19 protein-coding genes are annotated in these 17,369 nt (G+C 63.1%); 3 read left to right on the plus strand and 16 right to left on the minus strand.

Going from position 1 to position 17,369, the window contains the following annotated elements; genetic code table 11:
- Positions 1-35 precede the first annotated feature (35 nt).
- The 3 genes from MGEO_RS11020 to MGEO_RS11030 all read right to left on the minus strand — a co-directional run bounded on the left by MGEO_RS11020 (position 36) and on the right by MGEO_RS11030 (position 2,252).
- A complete protein-coding gene (locus MGEO_RS11020; RefSeq protein WP_085637236.1) occupies positions 36-677 on the minus strand; it encodes a protein-L-isoaspartate(D-aspartate) O-methyltransferase in 642 nt (213 codons plus the stop codon).
- On the minus strand, positions 677-1,465 hold the full coding sequence (gene surE, locus MGEO_RS11025) for a 5'/3'-nucleotidase SurE (protein ID WP_085637454.1): 789 nt from the start codon (positions 1,463-1,465) through the stop codon (positions 677-679). Before surE ends, MGEO_RS11020 begins: the two co-directional genes overlap by 1 nt.
- Before the next feature lie 130 nt (positions 1,466-1,595).
- Entirely contained in the window at positions 1,596-2,252 is a 657-nt protein-coding gene (locus MGEO_RS11030) for an SDR family NAD(P)-dependent oxidoreductase (RefSeq protein ID WP_085637239.1), read from the minus strand.
- 84 nt (positions 2,253-2,336) lie between these two features.
- On the opposite strand from MGEO_RS11030, the gene MGEO_RS11035 reads away from it, so the two are divergent.
- Positions 2,337-2,921 carry a biotin transporter BioY gene (locus MGEO_RS11035; RefSeq protein WP_085637242.1) on the plus strand — a complete coding sequence of 195 codons (585 nt, stop codon included), beginning with the start codon at positions 2,337-2,339 and terminating at the stop codon, positions 2,919-2,921.
- A gap of 132 nt (positions 2,922-3,053) precedes the next feature.
- On the opposite strand, the gene MGEO_RS11040 is transcribed toward MGEO_RS11035, so the two are convergent.
- From MGEO_RS11040 to MGEO_RS21395, 3 genes are all read right to left on the minus strand, one after another.
- Complete coding sequence (locus MGEO_RS11040) at positions 3,054-3,320, minus strand: amidophosphoribosyltransferase (protein WP_233139845.1); 267 nt, start codon at positions 3,318-3,320, stop codon at positions 3,054-3,056.
- Positions 3,321-3,417: 97 nt separating this feature from the next.
- The gene (gene purF / locus MGEO_RS11045) at positions 3,418-4,875 is read right to left on the minus strand and encodes an amidophosphoribosyltransferase (RefSeq protein ID WP_085637245.1); all 1,458 of its coding nucleotides are present in this window, start codon (positions 4,873-4,875) and stop codon (positions 3,418-3,420) included.
- Between the two features lie 218 nt (positions 4,876-5,093).
- Positions 5,094-5,261 carry a hypothetical protein gene (locus tag MGEO_RS21395; RefSeq protein WP_158091009.1) on the minus strand — a complete coding sequence of 56 codons (168 nt, stop codon included), beginning with the start codon at positions 5,259-5,261 and terminating at the stop codon, positions 5,094-5,096.
- A 154-nt stretch (positions 5,262-5,415) separates the two neighbouring features.
- Between MGEO_RS21395 and MGEO_RS11050 the strand changes: the two genes are divergently transcribed.
- A complete protein-coding gene (locus MGEO_RS11050) occupies positions 5,416-6,585 on the plus strand; it encodes an alpha/beta fold hydrolase (protein WP_158091010.1) in 1,170 nt (389 codons plus the stop codon).
- On the opposite strand, the gene MGEO_RS11055 is transcribed toward MGEO_RS11050, so the two are convergent.
- The 7 genes from MGEO_RS11055 to MGEO_RS11085 all read right to left on the minus strand — a co-directional run bounded on the left by MGEO_RS11055 (position 6,586) and on the right by MGEO_RS11085 (position 13,104).
- Positions 6,586-7,158, minus strand: a complete 573-nt coding sequence (locus tag MGEO_RS11055) for a CvpA family protein (protein WP_085637251.1) — start codon at positions 7,156-7,158, stop codon at positions 6,586-6,588.
- Positions 7,159-7,190: 32 nt separating this feature from the next.
- Entirely contained in the window at positions 7,191-8,558 is a 1,368-nt protein-coding gene (gene radA, locus MGEO_RS11060; protein WP_085637254.1) for a DNA repair protein RadA, read from the minus strand.
- 57 nt (positions 8,559-8,615) lie between these two features.
- Entirely contained in the window at positions 8,616-9,461 is an 846-nt protein-coding gene (locus MGEO_RS11065; RefSeq protein ID WP_085637257.1) for a DNA repair protein, read from the minus strand.
- A 153-nt stretch (positions 9,462-9,614) separates the two neighbouring features.
- Complete coding sequence (locus MGEO_RS11070; RefSeq protein WP_085637260.1) at positions 9,615-10,067, minus strand: paraquat-inducible protein A; 453 nt, start codon at positions 10,065-10,067, stop codon at positions 9,615-9,617.
- 3 nt (positions 10,068-10,070) lie between these two features.
- Positions 10,071-10,457: a hypothetical protein gene (locus MGEO_RS11075; protein WP_085637263.1), complete on the minus strand. Its 387-nt coding sequence runs from the start codon at positions 10,455-10,457 to the stop codon at positions 10,071-10,073.
- Positions 10,458-10,470: 13 nt separating this feature from the next.
- The gene (alr, locus tag MGEO_RS11080) at positions 10,471-11,508 is read right to left on the minus strand and encodes an alanine racemase (RefSeq protein ID WP_085637265.1); all 1,038 of its coding nucleotides are present in this window, start codon (positions 11,506-11,508) and stop codon (positions 10,471-10,473) included.
- A 105-nt stretch (positions 11,509-11,613) separates the two neighbouring features.
- Complete coding sequence (locus tag MGEO_RS11085) at positions 11,614-13,104, minus strand: replicative DNA helicase (RefSeq protein ID WP_085637268.1); 1,491 nt, start codon at positions 13,102-13,104, stop codon at positions 11,614-11,616.
- A gap of 265 nt (positions 13,105-13,369) precedes the next feature.
- Between MGEO_RS11085 and MGEO_RS11090 the strand changes: the two genes are divergently transcribed.
- Positions 13,370-14,089: a vWA domain-containing protein gene (locus MGEO_RS11090; RefSeq protein WP_233139847.1), complete on the plus strand. Its 720-nt coding sequence runs from the start codon at positions 13,370-13,372 to the stop codon at positions 14,087-14,089.
- Here MGEO_RS11090 and MGEO_RS11095 read toward each other — a convergent pair.
- The 3 genes from MGEO_RS11095 to MGEO_RS11105 all read right to left on the minus strand — a co-directional run bounded on the left by MGEO_RS11095 (position 14,052) and on the right by MGEO_RS11105 (position 17,291).
- The gene (locus MGEO_RS11095) at positions 14,052-14,726 is read right to left on the minus strand and encodes an orotate phosphoribosyltransferase (protein WP_085637271.1); all 675 of its coding nucleotides are present in this window, start codon (positions 14,724-14,726) and stop codon (positions 14,052-14,054) included. The two genes, MGEO_RS11090 and MGEO_RS11095, sit on opposite strands and share 38 nt — an antisense overlap.
- A gap of 109 nt (positions 14,727-14,835) precedes the next feature.
- Positions 14,836-15,873 carry a PucR family transcriptional regulator gene (locus MGEO_RS11100; RefSeq protein WP_085637274.1) on the minus strand — a complete coding sequence of 346 codons (1,038 nt, stop codon included), beginning with the start codon at positions 15,871-15,873 and terminating at the stop codon, positions 14,836-14,838.
- Positions 15,870-17,291 carry a PucC family protein gene (locus tag MGEO_RS11105; RefSeq protein ID WP_085637277.1) on the minus strand — a complete coding sequence of 474 codons (1,422 nt, stop codon included), beginning with the start codon at positions 17,289-17,291 and terminating at the stop codon, positions 15,870-15,872. The genes MGEO_RS11100 and MGEO_RS11105 overlap by 4 nt, the downstream gene beginning before the upstream one ends.
- Between the last annotated feature and the right edge of the window lie 78 nt (positions 17,292-17,369).

Genomic DNA, 17,369 nt, shown 5'->3' on the forward strand with positions numbered 1-17,369 from the left:
GTGCCCCGGTCGTCATGTGGCGCAGTATGCCCGGTTTAGCCGTCGCGGGCCACCCCTTCGACCAGAGGGACGAACCGAACCGGCCTCAATTCGTCGTAATCGAGCCCGCTTTCCGTGCGCCGGACCCGGATCAGATGCTGTACGGCATCCGACTGACCCACGGGAAGAACCATGATTCCCCCCACCTTGAGCTGCGCCAGAAGCGGCCCCGGCGGATCTTCTGCGGCGGCGGTGACGAGGATGCGGTCAAACGGCGCCTGATCCGGCAGTCCGAAACTGCCATCGGCGGTGAAGGCGGTCACATTCGTCAGGCCAAGCTGGTCGAACACCTCGCGCGCCTCGCGGACGAGGCGGGGGTGGCGGTCCACAGTGTAGACCCGTCGGGCCAGCTGGCTCAGGATCGCGGCCTGATAGCCCGACCCGGTGCCCACTTCGAGCACGGTGTCGCGCGGCGTGACCTCGAGCGCCTGCGTCATCAGACCCACCACGGAGGGCTGGCTGATCGTCTGGCCGCAGGCGATGGGGAGCGGCATGTCCTCATAGGCGCGTTCGGCGAAATAGCCGCGAATAAAGGGCGCGCGGTCGATCTGCTCCATCGCGGTCAATACGGCGGCGTTGGTCACGCCACGCGACCGCAGGGCATAAAGGAACTGCATCTTGCGTTCCGCGTCATCCATCAGTGAAAGGCGTCCTGCATGGCGCGCAGCTGGTCGGTGGCGGTCAGGTCGGCGCGCATCGGCGTGACGCTGATAAAGCCCGCGAGGTTTTCCGAGGCATCGCTTCCGGGAGCCGTGGGCGCACGCTGGTCGCCACCCTTGATCCAGAGAAACCGGCGGCCCGAAGGCGAATTGTGCGGCTCGACCGAAAACCGGGTGCCCTGACGGATGCCCTGCGGCGTGATCCGCGTGCCTTTGACGGCGGCAGCGGGGACCGGCGGAAAGTTCACATTGTAGAACAGGCGGTAGCCGCCGTTCTGGTCCTTCGGATCATGGGCGATAATCCGCCGGATCACCTCGGTCCCGTGCAGGCGGGCGGCCTCGAACGGGTCAATCGCCTGTGCATTGTCGGGGCCATAGTATTGTGAGAGCGCAATTGCAGGGATGCCCTGAAGCGCGGCTTCCATGGCGCCGCCCAGCGTGCCGGAGTAGAGCGCGTTCTCGGCCGAGTTATTGCCCCGGTTCACGCCCGAGAGCACCAGATCGGGACGCGTGTCGGACAGGACCTCGTGCAGACCGGCCAGAACGCAATCCGCCGGGCTGCCCTCGGCGGCATACCGGCGCGGACCCATTTCGCTGATCATCATCGGGTGGGTATAGCTGATGCAATGTCCGACGCCGGATTGTTCAAAGGCGGGGGCGACCGTCCAGACCTCGCCGCCCGGTCCGGCCAGTTGTTCGGCAATCTCGCTGAGGACCCTGAGGCCCGGTGCGTTGATCCCGTCGTCATTGGTGATGAGTATGCGCATCTGCTCTGCCTTGCTTTGGTCCTGAATAGGCCAAGCCCCGCCCTGCGGCAAGCTTCCGCCGGTTTTCACGCGGTGTGGATTTTGCGTTGACGCAAAATCGCGGATGCGGGGACGCATCCGCCTGCCCGGATCAATTGGCCAGGATTTCGGGCAGGAGCCGCGCCGCTTCGTCGGCGGGCAGCGCCAGCGCGCTGCGGTCTTCGCCCGGGAAGAACCGCGCCCGGACGTGGGTGGCCATCGGCTTGGGCGTCAGGATTTTGACCTTCGGTCCAATCGAGGCGGTTTCCGCCTGCCAGGACCGCGCAAGGTGGATCTGCGCAGCCTTCGTGGTGCCGTAATGACCGAAGAACTTTTCTCCCCCATGCGGGTCGTCGAAGAACACCGCGCTGCCCTCGCGTTTCAGCAGCGGCGCGATATAGGGCACGAGGTGGGACATCGCATCGAGATTGATCGATACCGATTTCTTCCAGTCTTTCTGGTCGAGGTGATCCACGGGTGAGAGCGGTCCGGCATGGATCGCGGTATGGACCCAGAGGCTGATCTGACCCCAGCGGTCATGCACCGAGCGGCAGAGCTGTGCCATCGCATCGGGTTTGGTGACATCCATCGGCGCAAGCGTGGCGCTGCCTCCCTTGGACTGGATGCGGTCATCCAGCTCTTCCAGCCCGCCCACGGTGCGCGCGACGGCGATGATGTGATGCGTGTCGGCCAGCGCCTCTGCCAATGCAAAGCCGAGACCACGGGAGGCGCCGGTGACCAGCGCGAGGGGGCGAGATGTGTCCGTCATGTCGTGTCACTTGCCTTTTTGTCGCTCCGCCCGCAAGGGGGCAGTGCTTGACTCAATGCTGCATTTGCAGAATTAACAGGGCAAATGACAGTCACACGAGGGACAATCGCCATGACATTGACGCAAGCCGCCTTGGGCAAGACCACATTATTCCGTCAGGCGCTGCTCGCGCTCGGCGGTGCAGCCTTCATCGCAGCGGCAGCGCAGGTGAGCATCGGCTGGCCTGTCCCGATCACCCTGCAGACGCTGGCGATCCTGATGGTCGGGCTGACCTTCGGCTCGCGCCTCGCGCTGGCGACGATGATCGCGTATCTGGGCTACGGCGCGATGGGTCTGCCCGTCTTCGCCAATGGCGGCTCCGTTGCATCCCTGGTGGGGCCGACCGCAGGCTTCCTCTACGGCTTTGTTGCGATGGCCTGGCTCGCCGGTCTGGCGGTTGAGAAAGGCATCGCACGCGGCGTGGTGTCCACCGCGCTTGTCGGCATCGCGCTGTCGGCGATGATCTACATCCCAGGCCTTGCCTGGCCGGCAGCGATGCTTGGCAAGACCATGCCGGAGCTTTGGGCGGGCTGGATGGCACCGTTCCTTCTGGGTGACGCGATCAAGGCCGTGATTGCCGCGCTGCTCGTCACCGGCGCGTGGAAAGTGCTTTCGGGTCGCAACGCCTGATCTATTTTACCAAGCGGTAAAAAAGCCCCCGTCGAGAGATCGGCGGGGGTTTTCTTTTTGGAGGCCGGGGTGGGGGCGCTGCCCCCGTCGCGCACGCGCGACTCCCCCGAGGTATTTGTGAAACAGAGAAGATCAGGAGTTGGGCGCGGGCATGGTCAGCCAATGCGCATTGCCACTCCGGGCCAGCGCGACGCGGCCCTCTTCGATGGCGACGACGGTCTGGCCGTTCACGGTATCGCCGCGCGACACGGTTTCCGTTTTGCCGCCGCGCAGCTTGAGGAGGGCCTGAGGGTCGGACTGCGGTCCGAAGGTGCCGAGCAGGATGATGGCGCCGCCAAGGTCATTGGTGGTTTCGGTCGCCTGTCGGGCAACCTGGGGAGGGGTGGTTTCTTGTGCCATGACTCACGGGTCTGTTGTCTCGCTGACCCGCCACATGGGCGCGATTGCGGGCAAAGAACAGGGGGCGCGTCGTGACTGCGCGGATGGTTGCCGAGGGTTACTCGGCGGCTTTCATCTGGAAGCCTTTTTCGACCATGTCCGACGGTTTCACCGGGTATTCGCCCGAGAAACAGGCGTCGCAATACTGCGGTGACCTGGCGTCGCGGCCCGAGGCTTCGCCAACGGCGCGGTAAAGGCCGTCGAGCGAGATGAACTTGAGGCTGTCGACACCGAGATGGTCGCGCATTTCCTCTTCCGACATGGTGGCCGCGAGCAGCTTTTCGCGCTGCGGCGTGTCCACGCCGTAGAAGCAGGGCCATGCGGTGGGTGGGGAGGCGATGCGGAAATGCACCTCTGCGGCACCGGCATCGAGGATCATTTCCTTGATCTTGCGGCTGGTGGTGCCGCGCACCACGCTGTCATCGACGAGGATCACCCGCTTGCCCTTGATCAGCGCGCGGTTGACGTTGAGCTTGAGGCGGACACCCATGTTGCGGATCTGCTCGGTCGGCTCGATGAAGGTGCGGCCCATATACTGGTTGCGGATGATGCCCATGCCGTAAGGAATGCCGGATTCGTGGGCATAGCCGATGGCGGCAGGGGTGCCGCTGTCGGGCACCGGGCAGACCAGATCGGCCTCGACCGGGGCTTCGCGGGCCAGTTCCACACCGATCTGGCGGCGGGTCTCATAGACCGAGCGGTCGCCGATGATGCTGTCCGGGCGCGAGAAGTAGACATGTTCGAAAATGCAGAAGCGCGACTTCTGAGGGCGGAAGGGACGGATCGATTCCACACCCTTGTCGGCAGTGATCACCACCATTTCGCCCGGATCGATCTCGCGCACGTATTCTGCGCCGATGATGTCTAGCGCACAGGTTTCCGAGCTGAGCGCCCAGCCATCGCCGATCCTGCCGAGCACCAGCGGACGCACGCCCAGCGGGTCGCGGACGCCGATCAGCTTGGTGCGGGTCATGGCCACAACCGAGAACGCGCCTTCGACGCGGCGCAGCGCGTCTTCCATGCGTTCGGGGATGTTGCGCTGAAGCGAGCGGGCCATCAGATGGATGATGCATTCGCTGTCGCTGGAGCTCTGGAAGATTGAGCCGCGGTCGATCAGTTCGCGGCGCAGGGCCTCGGCATTGGTGATGTTGCCGTTATGGGCAATCGCCGCGCCCCCCATGGAAAACTCGCCGAAGAAGGGCTGCACGTCGCGGATCTGGGTCTGGCCTTTGGATCCGGCGGTCGAGTAGCGCACATGGCCGATGGCGAGATCGCCGGGCAGGGTTTCCATCAGCTTCTGGCTGGTGAAATTGTCGCGCACATAGCCGAAGCGGCGGGCGCTGTTGAAGCCGTGGTCGGGGTGGTAGCTGACGATCCCGCCCGCTTCCTGACCGCGATGCTGAAGCGCGTGCAGACCAAGCGCCACGAAATTCGCCGCGTCGGTCACACCGACAACGCCGAAAATTCCGCATTCTTCCTTGAGCTTATCGTCGTCAAACGGATGAGCGGGGGGCATCTGGGTGTCGGACAAATCGGGACTCCGAATCCGTGGCAGCAGAGTTCGGGTTCCTCATAGGGGGTTGTTACACGGCTGTCACGCAAGGATGCGGAAATCTGAAGGCATTGTGACCGGAACGCCCCTTGGTTTTCAGATGACCCGGAGACCGGAGAAACCGGAACGGTTTTTCGGAAACCGGGTCGTCGATTGCCCCGGGACAATCGAATGGTCGTGGATCAGCCGAGCGGTGGGGTCCGGCGGGTCGGTCCGCGTCGGGTGTCGTCTACCGGCGATCCCAGCAATTCATGGGCCTTGCAGCTGCGCAGATGGCGGCCGCGCGCCATGTAGAAAGCGGTGTCGATTGAACCGTCGGCGCGGTAGCGGATGTCGTTGGAACGGGTCATGTCGGGTTTCCTTTCGATCTGTGGTGTCATCGTGACATGGCCCGCTGGAGTGCGCTTGAAGAAGGTCTTTAGAGACCTTTGGGATTTTCCGGTGATTTGCCCGAGACGCGGAAAAAGTCTTGAGAAACCGTGGGACAGCGCGCAGCATGATCGGATGAAATACGCCTTTGCGACATGTGTGCTCGACACCGACGCCCATGCGCTCATACGGGACGGAGAGCCTGTTCACGTTGAGCCACAGGTGTTTGACCTCCTGCATGTGCTGGTGGAGTCCGGCGGCGATCTGTTGAGCTATGACCAGCTGGTCGAACGGATCTGGCAGGGCCGGCATGTGTCGGATGCGACGATTTCCGCACGGATCAGCGCGGCGCGTTCGGCTGTGGGCGACAGCGGGCAGCGGCAGGAGGTGATTCAGACGGTGGCGCGCTGCGGGATCCGTTTGGTGGTGCCGGTTTCCGGACAGAGCCGACCGGCCCGTGCAGAGCGGTCGCTGTCGCAGGTCGTTCGCATGAGCGCGTCCGAGGACGGAACGGTTCTGGCTTGGTCGGAGATCGGAGATGGTCCGGCGCTTGTGCGGGCGGGGCACTGGCTGACCCATCTCGACAAGGATCTCACCAGTTCGATCTGGGGTCCTTGGATCACCCGTCTGTCAGAGGCGCGGACCCTCGTGCGCTACGATCCGCGCGGAACCGGCATGTCATCGCGCGACTGTGGAGAGATCACTGTCGGCAATGCGGTGACGGACCTCAAGACGGTTGTGGATGCCGCAGGGCATGATCGATTCGACATTCTCGCCTCGTCGCAGAGCGCAGCTGTCGCGTTTCATTTTGCGGCGAGATACCCGGAACGCGTCAGGCGGATTGTCACTGTCGGGGCGTTCATTCAGGGGTCACGGGTCCGCGAACCATCGTCCGGTTCGGCCCTGACCGAAGCTCTTGGTGTGATGATCCGCAATGGCTGGGGGCAGCCGGACAGCGGGTATCTGCGGTCTTTGGGAACGCTGTTCATGCCTAGCGCATCGGAAGACGAACTGTCGGAAATCCTTGATCTACAGGCGGCGTCGGCAAGTGCGGAGCGGGCGATCGAAATCCGGGAATGCTGTTCGCGCTATGACGAGGTTGCGGTTCTGAAGAATGTCAGCGCGCCGGTGCTGGTTGCCCATGCGGCGCGGGATAGTATTCATCCGTTCAGCCAGGCCCAGCTGATCGCGGCGCATCTGCCGAATGCGCGGCTGCTGCAACTGGACACGGCGAACCATCTCATTTCGCCGCGTGATCCGGCGTTCGACGTTCTGTTTGATGAGATCGACGCGTTTCTGACGTGATCAGGCGTCGTTTGCGTCCGGAGCGTCGCAGACACCGACCAGCGCCTCGTACTGGGCGGTGATCCACCCCAGGGCCTGTTCGGGGTTCTGGTCTTCGATCTGGCCGGTGAAACGGCCGAACACGACGGCGGAACGGCTGTCATCGATCATGGCGATGTCCTGCGAGGTGATCACCACTTCGTAGACGAAGAAGGCGATTGCCACGAGCAGGATGCCGCGCGCCACGCCAAAGAGAAACCCAAGGGCCTGATCGAGGCCACCCAATGCAGAGCGCTGCACCAGCGTCGAAAAGAGCGGGGTAAAGAAAGACATGATGACGAGTGCGATGGTGAAGACGGCGGCGAAGCCTCCGATCACGCTGAGTTCGCAACTGCCGGTCATGAATTCGCCAATGACCGGGATTTCCGTCATGAGCGGGCGCAGCTGCGGGCCGAACATGAAACCCAGTACGGCGGCGGCGATCCAGCCGAGGATGGCCATGGCCTCGCGCACAACTCCGCGGGAATAGGCCAGAAGCGCAGACAGAACGATGACGACGGCCACAACGCCGTCAATAATGGTGAACCCTTCCATCGGTCCTGGCCCTTCTTTTCCATCGGATGGCGCTAACCTGCGCCGAACACATCACCAACAAAGCTGGCCAAAGCGTCGATCTCGGTGGTGCGAATCCCGTCGCGGGTCACCGAATTTCCACCCTTTGGCACTATCGCGGCGGTAAAACCAAGTTTTTCCGCCTCTTTCAACCGGTTTTCGGTCTGACCCACCGGACGCAGCGCGCCGGAGAGGCTGATTTCACCGAATACCACGGTTTCGGCGGGCAGGGCCACGTCTTCGCGCGCCGAGAGCAGCGCGGCGGCAACGGCAAGGTCGGCGGCGGGTTCGCTGACTTTCATGCCGCCTGCGACATTGAGATAGACATCCATACCGGCAAAGGGAATCCCGCAGCGCGCTTCCAGAACGGCAAGGATCATCGCAAGGCGGCCACCATCCCATCCAACCACGGTGCGGCGGGGCTGGCTGTGTGGAGTGGGCGCGACAAGGGCCTGAAACTCGACCAGAACCGGACGCGTGCCTTCGATCCCGGCAAAAACGGCAGAGCCGGGAGAGGGATCACCGCGTTCCGACAGGAACAGGGCAGAGGGGTTCGCCACCTCGGCCAGACCTGCGCCTGTCATTTCGAACACGCCGATTTCATCGGCCGGGCCGAAGCGGTTCTTGACCGCGCGCAGGATCCGGAACTGGTGGCCGCGTTCGCCTTCGAAATAGAGCACCGTGTCGACCATGTGTTCGACCACGCGGGGACCGGCGATCTGGCCTTCCTTGGTGACGTGACCGACCATGACCACGGATGTTCCGCGCCGTTTGGCAAAGCTGGTCAGCTCGTGTGCCGAGGCGCGCACCTGCGCCACGCTGCCGGGGGCCGAGGCCACGTTGTCGGCCCACATGGTCTGGATCGAGTCGATGATGGCGAGATCGGGCTTTTCGGTTTCCAGCGTCGTCAGGATGTCGCGCAGGTTGGTCTCTGTTGCCAGTTTCACTGGAGCATCGCGCAGGCCCAGCCGACCGGCGCGCATCCGTACCTGGGCGCTGGCTTCTTCGCCGGAGATGTAGATCACTTTGAGGCCCGCATTGGCGAAGGCCGCTGCTGCCTGCAGAAGGAGTGTCGATTTCCCGATGCCCGGGTCGCCGCCGACCAGCAGGGCAGAGGCGGGGACAAGCCCGCCGCCCAGTACGCGGTCCAGTTCGGTCAGGTTCGACGTGGTCCGGGGGGGCGGGGCTTCGGTGCCCGAGAGGTCGCTGAGGGGCAAGGACCGGCCCTTGGAGGCGCCAAGCGTCTTGGCTGCCGGGCCGGTTGCCAGCGGCACCTCTTCGACGATCGAATTCCATTCGCCGCAGGGATCACAGCGCCCCGACCACTTGGTTGTGGTGTTGCCGCAGGACTGACAGACAAAATTCGCCGATGGTTTCGCCATGCTGCCGCTTGTGGCCCAAGCTGCGCGGGCCTGCAAGCGGCGGTTGCGCAGGGCAGGTTATTCGGCGGCGCGCCGCGCCAGAAGCGCCACGATCCGATTGTCGTCATTGGCGGGCAGGTCTGGCGGTTCGTCCCACTGGTCCGACGGCTCTTGCAGGGATTGAGGCCTGCGCGCGGGGATCTGTGGCGTGTCCTCAGCGCTGTGCAGCTCGGGCAGAAGTTCGGCCAGCTCTTCGTTCAGACGGCTCAACTGGGCCTGCGCCACGGTTTCCTCGAGTTCGACCCGGTCGATCCAGACACGCATTTCTGCGGCGGTCGCCTTGGCGGCGTCGAGGCGGGTGTTGAATTCCTCGATCTCCTGCTGTCGCTGGATCAGGAAGTCGCGGGCCCGCGCAACGCTGCCGTCTGAATATGTGTCCGCAAGATCGCGCGAGATGTGACTCATCTGGCTGGCGATCTCGAGAACGGAGGGTTCCAGTTCCGCCAGATCCGGATGATCCCGGAGATAGGCCATGCGTTCGCGGACCGAATCAAATTCCGATTTCAGTTTGAACACGCCATCCCGGTCGGCGGCATGGGAGGCACGATAGGCGCGGGCCACGTCCTCCATGCCAATGTGAAAGCGCCGATGAGAGGTCTCCAGCGCCATGATCCGCGCATTGGCGGGCAGGAATGCCATGAGACCGAGCAGAAGAGCTGTCACCCCGATCTGTACCACCCATCCGGCCTGCGGATAGGCGACACCCCCAAATGTAGCGGTCATGTCCAGCCACGGCGCGTAACCAAAGGCGCAGGCCATCGTATACGCCAGCAGGCCGAGCCCCAGAACAGCCACCGCCGCAAACATCAGGCGTTGCATCAGCCACCCCGTGGCAACCACGAGCGAGCGCATCGCACCAATCATCGATAAACCCCCAAAACCACCTAAACTGTTGGCAACATCGGCAACTTTATGCCGAACTGGTCTCAGGACATACTGTTTTTTAACGATTTTTCGGACTCGCCCTCGAGGCGTGATCAATCAAGGCGGAAATGTGGCATTGTTTCCGAAGAGTGATCAATCGGCAGAGTTTGTTTCCGTATCTTTCGGCTCTGCGATCATGACGAGCAAAGACGCCACGATGCAGGCCGTGAAAAGATAAAGCCCCCAGGCCGTTTCGATGCGCCCGATGCCAATGCCTTTGACGATGGTGATATACAGCGCGATCAGGAAGATGTCGGCCATCGCCAGTTTGCCCAGTATCGCCAGAACGGGCAGGGTGCGGCGGCTGAGCAGTCCGAACTGGACGAGCGCGACGCCGACGGTCTTCACATAAGGCGCGACCAGCGCAAAGAGCGTCACGACGAGGGCGAGAAAGATATCCTCGGCCCAGAGCGCCTGCACCCCTGTCAGAACGCTGATTTCACTCAGTCCGAAGAGCGGCAGCAACCCCGCGCGCATGAGCGGCGCGGCCCAGGCCACCGGGTAGAGCACCAGCAGCGAGAGGTTGATCCATCTGAGCACCTGCATCCGTCAGATACGCGTTGCGGCCCAAAGGCCGAGAAAGGCCAGCGCTCCGAAAACATGCACGACATCGATCCAGCGCCAGCGGCGCGCCGGTATGAGGAGACTCAGCGCGAAGATGCTTGAGGCTACGATTGGCAGGGTCATGCCTCCGCCCATGGCCTGCACGCGGGCGATGTCGGCGTAGAACGGCAGGGTTTGCAGGTTCAGCGCCGGTGCAAATGTCGCAAAGACGGCTGCCGCGCAGATCAGCAGGGTTGCCAGCGCAGGCAGACGCGCCGCGCCACGTCCGACGATCACCCGCAGCACAGCCAGCAGTCCCAGCAGTTCGAAGAACAGGAAGCGCTGGGCGAAGATGAAGGCCAGAAGGACGGGGGAGGGTTCGAAGAAGCTCATGACCCTGTTGCCGTTACCGGTCGATGTAGCGGCGGGCGTAGCGGGTGCCGAGCGACGTCAGGATTTCGTACCCGATGGTGCCAGCGGCGTCGGCTAGAGTATCGACCGATTGGTGCGCCCCCAACAGTTCCACCGTTTCGGGCATGTCCTTGACCTGACCGACATCGACACCGATCAGGTCCATGGAAATGCGACCAACGATCTTGCAGCGGGTTTCACCGGCCCAGACGTGGGCTTTCGGCCCCATGGCGCGGATGATGCCATCGGCATAGCCCGCCGAGATCGTGGCGATCCGACTGGGCACGCGGGCGACCCAGCTGTTGCCGTAACCGACGGATTCGCCGGGGTTCACGTCGCGCACCTGAATGACCGGGATCGCAAGAGATACGACAGGCCGCGCATCGACAAAAGGCAATCCGCCGTAAAGACCGATGCCCGGGCGCGTCATGTCAAAATGGTAGTCGGGGCCAAGCAGCGTGCCGCCCGTCGCTGACAGAGAACGCGGAACATCGAGGCCGTCGGTCATCTGGCGAAAGGTCTGGAGCTGGAACTCGTTCATTCCATGTCCGGCCTCATCGGCGCAGGCCAGATGGCTCATCACCAGAACCGGGTTCTGGCTCAGGGCAATGTCGCGCAGGGCGGACCATTCGGCGGGTTCCATCCCCAGACGGTTCATGCCGCTGTCGAGCTGGATACCGAACGGATGGCCGGGCAGGGCCTCGACATGGCGCAGCATCTGGTCGATGGAGTTGATCATCGGGACCAGATTGGCCTGTCGCAGAAGCGCTGCATCGCCTTCCATATGGCCGCCAAAGACGCAGATGGTTGGGCCCGGTCCAAGTGCCTCGCGGACGGTCACGCCTTCTTCGGCCTGAGCGACGAAAAACGTGCGCGCGCCTTCTTCTGCCAGTGCCCTGGATACGGTTGCCGCTCCGAGGCCATAGGCGTTTGCCTTCACCACGGCGGCGGTCTCGCCCGCGTTCATAGCTGCGAGTGCCCGCCAGTTGGCGCAAATCGCACCCAGATCAATCGTTAATACTGCCTGTGCCATGCGCGGTGTTTGTGCGTGTCTGCGCGGTGGGTCAAGATGGAAAACCCTCGCGCAGTGCTTTGGCTCTGAAGTGCGGCGGAATTGGTAACGCGATGGCGCGCCGCTTTACATCTCGTCCGCGCCCTGCTGCCACGGTTTGATGAGGTTACCGAAGCGGGTGAAGCGGCCTTCGAAGCTGAGTTCCACCGTCCCGATGGGGCCGTGGCGCTGCTTGCCGATGATCACCTCGGCGCGGCCGTGCAGCCGTTCCATTTCTTCCTGCCACGCGGCCATCTTTTCGAGATCGTGCTCGCCGGGTTTTTCGCGCTCCTTGTAGTATTCCTCGCGGAACACAAACATCACCACGTCGGCGTCCTGTTCGATGGAGCCGGATTCACGCAGGTCCGACAGCTGGGGACGTTTGTCGTCGCGGCTTTCCACCTGACGCGACAGCTGCGACAGCGCGATCACCGGAATGTCGAGCTCCTTGGCGATGGCCTTGAGGCCCTGCGAAATCTCGGAGATCTCGTTTACCCGGTTGTCACCCTTGCCAGTGCCTTTGACCAGCTGGAGGTAGTCGATGATCAGCACGTCGAGCCCGTGTGTCCGCTTCAGACGGCGGGCGCGGGCGGCCAACTGGCTGATCGGCAGGGCGGGCGTGTCGTCGATGAAAAGAGGGCAGGCCTCGAGCGATTTGGCAGCATCGACAAAACGGCGGAATTCGGTTTCCGTCATGTCGCCGCGGCGGATCTGCTCCGACGGCACTTCGGCCGCTTCTGACAGAATCCGCGCGGCCAACTGCTCGGCGCTCATTTCGAGAGAGTAGAAGCCCACAACACCGCCTTCGACCGTGCCTTCGGTTCCGTCCGGTCGGGTGCCTTTGCGATAGGCTTTGGCAATGTTGAACGCGATGTTGGTGGCCAGCGAGGTTTTCCCCATCGAGGGGCGTCCGGCAAGGATCAGCAGGTCGGACTTGTGCAGGCCACCAAGCTTGCGGTCCATGTCCACCAGCCCGGTCGAGATGCCCGCCAGCCCGCCTTCGCGCTGATAGGCGGCGTTTGCGACATTCACGGCGTCCGTTACCGCCTTGAGAAAGCTTTGAAATCCGCTCTCGCTGCGGCCTTGTTCGGCCAGTTTGTAAAGGGCCTGTTCCGCTTCGACGATCTGTTCGCGCGGCTCTGATGCGACATCGACCTTGGCCGCTTTGGAACTGATGTCGCGGCCCAGTGAGATGAGATCGCGGCGCACGGCGAGGTCGTAAATCATTTGTGCGTAGTCACGCACCGCGAAAGAGCTGATCGCAGCACCGGCGAGGCGAACGAGATAGGCGGGGCCACCCAGTTCCTTCAGTCCTTCATCATCTTCCATGAAGGCCTTGAGAGTCACCGGAGAGGCGAGGTTGTTCTTGGCAATGCGGGCGGAGGCGATTTCGAAGATGCGGGCATGGACCGGATCGTAGAAATGCTGCGGTCCGATGATCGAAGCCACGCGGTCGAACACGTCATTGTTGGTCAGGATCGCGCCCAGCAACTGCTGCTCGGCCTCGATCGAGTGCGGCATGGTTTCGGGGTTCTGGATTTCTGCCCCGGTCGGATTGAATGTCGTGATCTCGTTCATGCAGCACCCCCAACTGTCCCCGGGACCGAGGTAGCGATATGTCCGGCAAAGGGCAAAATGTATATCCTGTGGAAAAGCTGTGAGTGGCTGATGCCTCCGTATCTTGCGCGATTTGGCCGCCGTTCGTCAACATATGGTGGCAGCAGCGACTCGCTGTGACCATGCGAACACGCGGCAAGCGGCCGATGAACTTTGTTACACTTCGTTTACAGACCGCCATCGCGCATGCGACGGTTGGGTGACCCAAAGGAAAGGCGCAGAGAACATGAGACCGATTCTGACCGCCTTGGTTGTGTTGGGCGTGGGCCTTGCCCCGGCCCATGCACAGCAGACCTGCACGCGGGATGCGATGGTGGTGTTCGACGGGTCCGGTTCGATGGCCGAGATGGGCTTCAATCTGTTGGACGAGCCGCGCATCTTTGATGCCCGGCGGGCGGTGCGCACGGTGATGCCGCAGGTCGCCCCGGCGCGGCGGATCGGTTTGGTGACCTATGGCTTCGGACGTCGCGAAAGTTGTGCCAGCGTTGTGGTGCGGTTTCCACCGGAGCCGGACGCGGCGGATCGGATCATTTCGCAGATCGAGCAGTTGCACCCGGCTGGGGAGACGCCTTTGACCGAAGCCATCGCGGCGGCGGCGCAGGTGCTGGATTACGAGAACAAACCCGGCGAGATCGTCCTGGTGACAGACGGCAAAGAGACCTGTGGCGGATCACCGTGCCAGTTGGCCGCCGATCTGGCGGCAGGGGCGGACATGACGGTGCATGTGATCGGCTTCCGGGTGCGCGGCGAACACTTCGCATGGCCCGATCAGCCGCAGGACAGCTATATTGAGCCGGTGGCGCGGTGCCTCGCGGATCGCACCGGCGGCATGTATGTCAGCGCGGAAACGCTGGACGACCTTATTGGCGCGTTGCGGCAGACTCTGGGCTGCCAGATCCTGAGCGGGGTTACTTCCGGGCGTCCTGCCACGCGCGGGGTTCTTTAAGGAACGCCTCAACCTCGGTCAGAGTCGCATCGTCGAACGCGCCCTGAGCGCGGGCCTCGGCCAGCACGTCCCACCATGTGCAGAGATGATGCAGTTGCACCCCGTGATCGCCGAGCGTCTTCGTCGTTTCCGGGAAGATGTCGTAGTAGAAGATCACCGCCGTATGGCCGCAGGTCGCCCCGGTTTCGCGGATCGCATCGACAAAGCTGAGTTTTGAGCCGCCATCGGTGGTCAGGTCTTCGACCAGAAGCACGCGCTGGCCTTCGGTCATCGCGCCTTCGATGCGGGCGTTGCGGCCGTAGCCTTTGGGCTTTTTGCGGACATAGGTCATGGGCAGCGCCATGCGTTCCGCGACCATCGCGGCAAAGGGGATGCCCGCCGTTTCGCCACCTGCGATGTTGTCGAAGGCTTCGAACCCGGCGTTGCGCATGACGGTGACGGTCAGGAAATCCATCAGCGTCGACCGGATGCGCGGGAAGGAGATCAGCTTGCGGCAGTCGATATAGGTAGCCGAGGGCAGGCCAGAGGCGAGGATGAAGGGGTCCTCGGGCCGGAAGTTGACCGCTCCGATTTCCAGCAGCATCCGCGCGGTCAGGCGGGCGATTTCCTCGGGCGAGGGGTAGGATGTCGGGATCATGGCAGCACTCCGGGGCAGTTTGCGCCGCTCTAGCGGGTTTTGCCGCAGAGGAAAAGGGCGGGCACCCGCGTAGGTCGCCCGCCCTTTGGTCTGTCTGTTATGTGGTGCTTCAGCGGCGCGTTACCGTGGGCAGACCGAGCATACGGGAGAACGACCAGCCCTTGCCTTTGGTCTCTTCGCGGCGGACCACCAGCGGCAGGATCATGTTGGCCATGTGCCCATGTCTCGGGATCAGCGATCCGGAATAGGGCTTGCGGCGGCTGATCAGGCCGATGGGAAATTTCGCCATCCGGGCGTGGCGCGGGAAGATCGACTTGTCGAACGGTTCGCGCTTGCTGAGCAGCGGGATCGGGAAATTCGCCATTCGCGGACCACCCGGCATCAGCGCGTTGGTGCCCTGCTTGCCGTTGATCAGATGCGGGAAGGGCCAGTTGGCCATTCGCATGTGGCGCGGGAAGGCGAACCTGTCCCAGGGCTTTCGGCGGCTGATCAGCGGGATCGGCCAATTCGCCATCCGCGCGTGGCGCGGGAAGATGGAGCCGGTATAGGGTTTGCGGCGGCTGATCAGGCGGATCGGGAAGTTCGCCATGCGGGCATGGCGGGGGAAGATGGAGCCCGTGAACGGTTTGCGGTGGCTGATGAGGCCGATCGGCCAGTTCGCCATGCGCCCATGGCGGTCGATCACCATGTCATCATAGGGTTTGCGACGGCTGATCAGCGGGATCGGCCAGTCTGCCATGTGGTGGCGTGTGTCAGACGGGTCTTTGCGACGGCTGAGCATGTAGGGGTGGTCGCTCATGACGCTCAGTCCACGCCCGTGCTTGTCCTTGACGAACACATCCTCGTTGAGATCACCCATGTCCACCGCGCCTTTGGCGGCGGCGACGTTTCGGGCGATCTTGGCCACACCCAGCGGTTTGTATTTGCCGCGCACCATGAGAACGGCCCCGCCGGACTTCATGCGCGATGCATAGGCTTTGGCAGTGTCGGGCAGCACGTTTGCTTTTTCCAGACGGTCGGCCACGCCCTTCGGCTCTTCGTAGATACGAATGATGTCGGGCGACACTTTGTTCGTGTAGACGAGTTCGCGTTTTGCGGACCGGGCCTGATCGGCGCTGTCGAAGTACCGAGTGATGATTGTTGTCATGGTGCCTCCACCGGGTTGGATTGCGCCCGTGCCCCGGTGCGGGACCCGACGAGCGGGAGAATGATGAGGACAGCCACCACGAGGAACGCCATCTCCATCGAGAATACTACGTTGTAGGGTGTTTCGACCGAAAGGCCATTGGCCTCGGACGGCAGGGCCACAACGGTGTCGCGGACCCATCCTGCCAGTGCCATGCCGATACCGGCCGCAGTGGCCTGAACGCTGCCCCAGGCACCCAGCGCCAGACCGACCTTTTCGCGCGGTGCGGCCCGCATGGTGGCTGTCAGGGTGCTGTGGCCGAAGAGACCCGCGCCAAGACCGATCATCAACGTTCCGGCAAGGAAGGCGGGTGTGCCGCCGCCATAGGCCGAAAAGATGATCGCGGCAAAGCCGGGGATGCCGATCAGCGCCCCGGTCAGAGACGTGGCCGATGGCGCACCGCCATTGCCCAGAATACGGGACGCGACGCCAAAGCCGATGAGCGTTCCGCCTGCAAGCAGGGCAGTCAGCTTGGTGGTGCTGGCGACGGAAAGGCCAAGGGCCTCGCCGCCATAGGGTTCTAGCAGAACGTCAGCCATGCCGAAGCCGAACGTCCCCAGCGCGATGACCAAGAGAAGGCGCATCATGCCCGCATTCTGCATCAGCTGTGCCCAGGCATCGCGGAAGGCGATGTCGGGGGCCGCAGCCATCGCCTGAGCCCGGACGCGGTCACGGGCCTCCTGTTTCCACATGGCAAGGAAATTGACCGCGACGGTGACGACCGCAGAGCCCTGGATCACCTGGATCAAACGTCCGGGTGAGTAGTTTTCAAGCATCAGCCCGTAGATGATGGCGCTGATGACCATGCCGAAGAGCAGCATGACATACATCAGGCCGACCACCTTGGGCTGGTCGGCCTCGTCTACAAGATCAGTGGCAAGGGCAAGGCCCACGGTCTGCACGATGTGCACGCCCGCGCCGACCAGGAGGAAGGACAGTCCGGCGGAACTGTATCCGATCCAGCGCGGGGCGTCGTAGGCTTCGCCATAGCCGGAGAGCACCAGCAGAGCGAAGGGCATGATGGCAAAACCGCCGAACTGGTACAGCGTGCCTTTCCAGATATAGGGTAGGCGGCGCAGCCCGAGGGCCGATTTGTAGGTATCGGATTTGAACCCGATCAGGGCCCGGAAGGGGGCAAAGATGATAGGCAGCGCCAGCATCGTGCCGACAAGGCTGGCCGGAACCGACAGCTCGACGATCATCACGCGGTTCAGGGTGCCGACCAGCAGTACCAGCGCCATCCCGACCGTCACCTGAAACAGTGAAAGCCGCAGCAGGCGGGACAGCGGGACCGTGTCCGATGCCACATCGGCAAAGGGCAGGTAACGCGGACCAATCGAGGCCAGTCGGGTCAGAACGATGCGACGGTAGTCGAACATCCGGAACACCTTAGTCAACGCCGGTCGCGCCGTGGTCAGGCCAGCGAACGGCTGAACTCCGGGAACATGTGGGCCCGG

Origin of the sequence: Marivita geojedonensis, from assembly GCF_002115805.1 — a bacterium.
Taxonomy (GTDB): Bacteria; Pseudomonadota; Alphaproteobacteria; order Rhodobacterales; family Rhodobacteraceae; genus Marivita; species Marivita geojedonensis.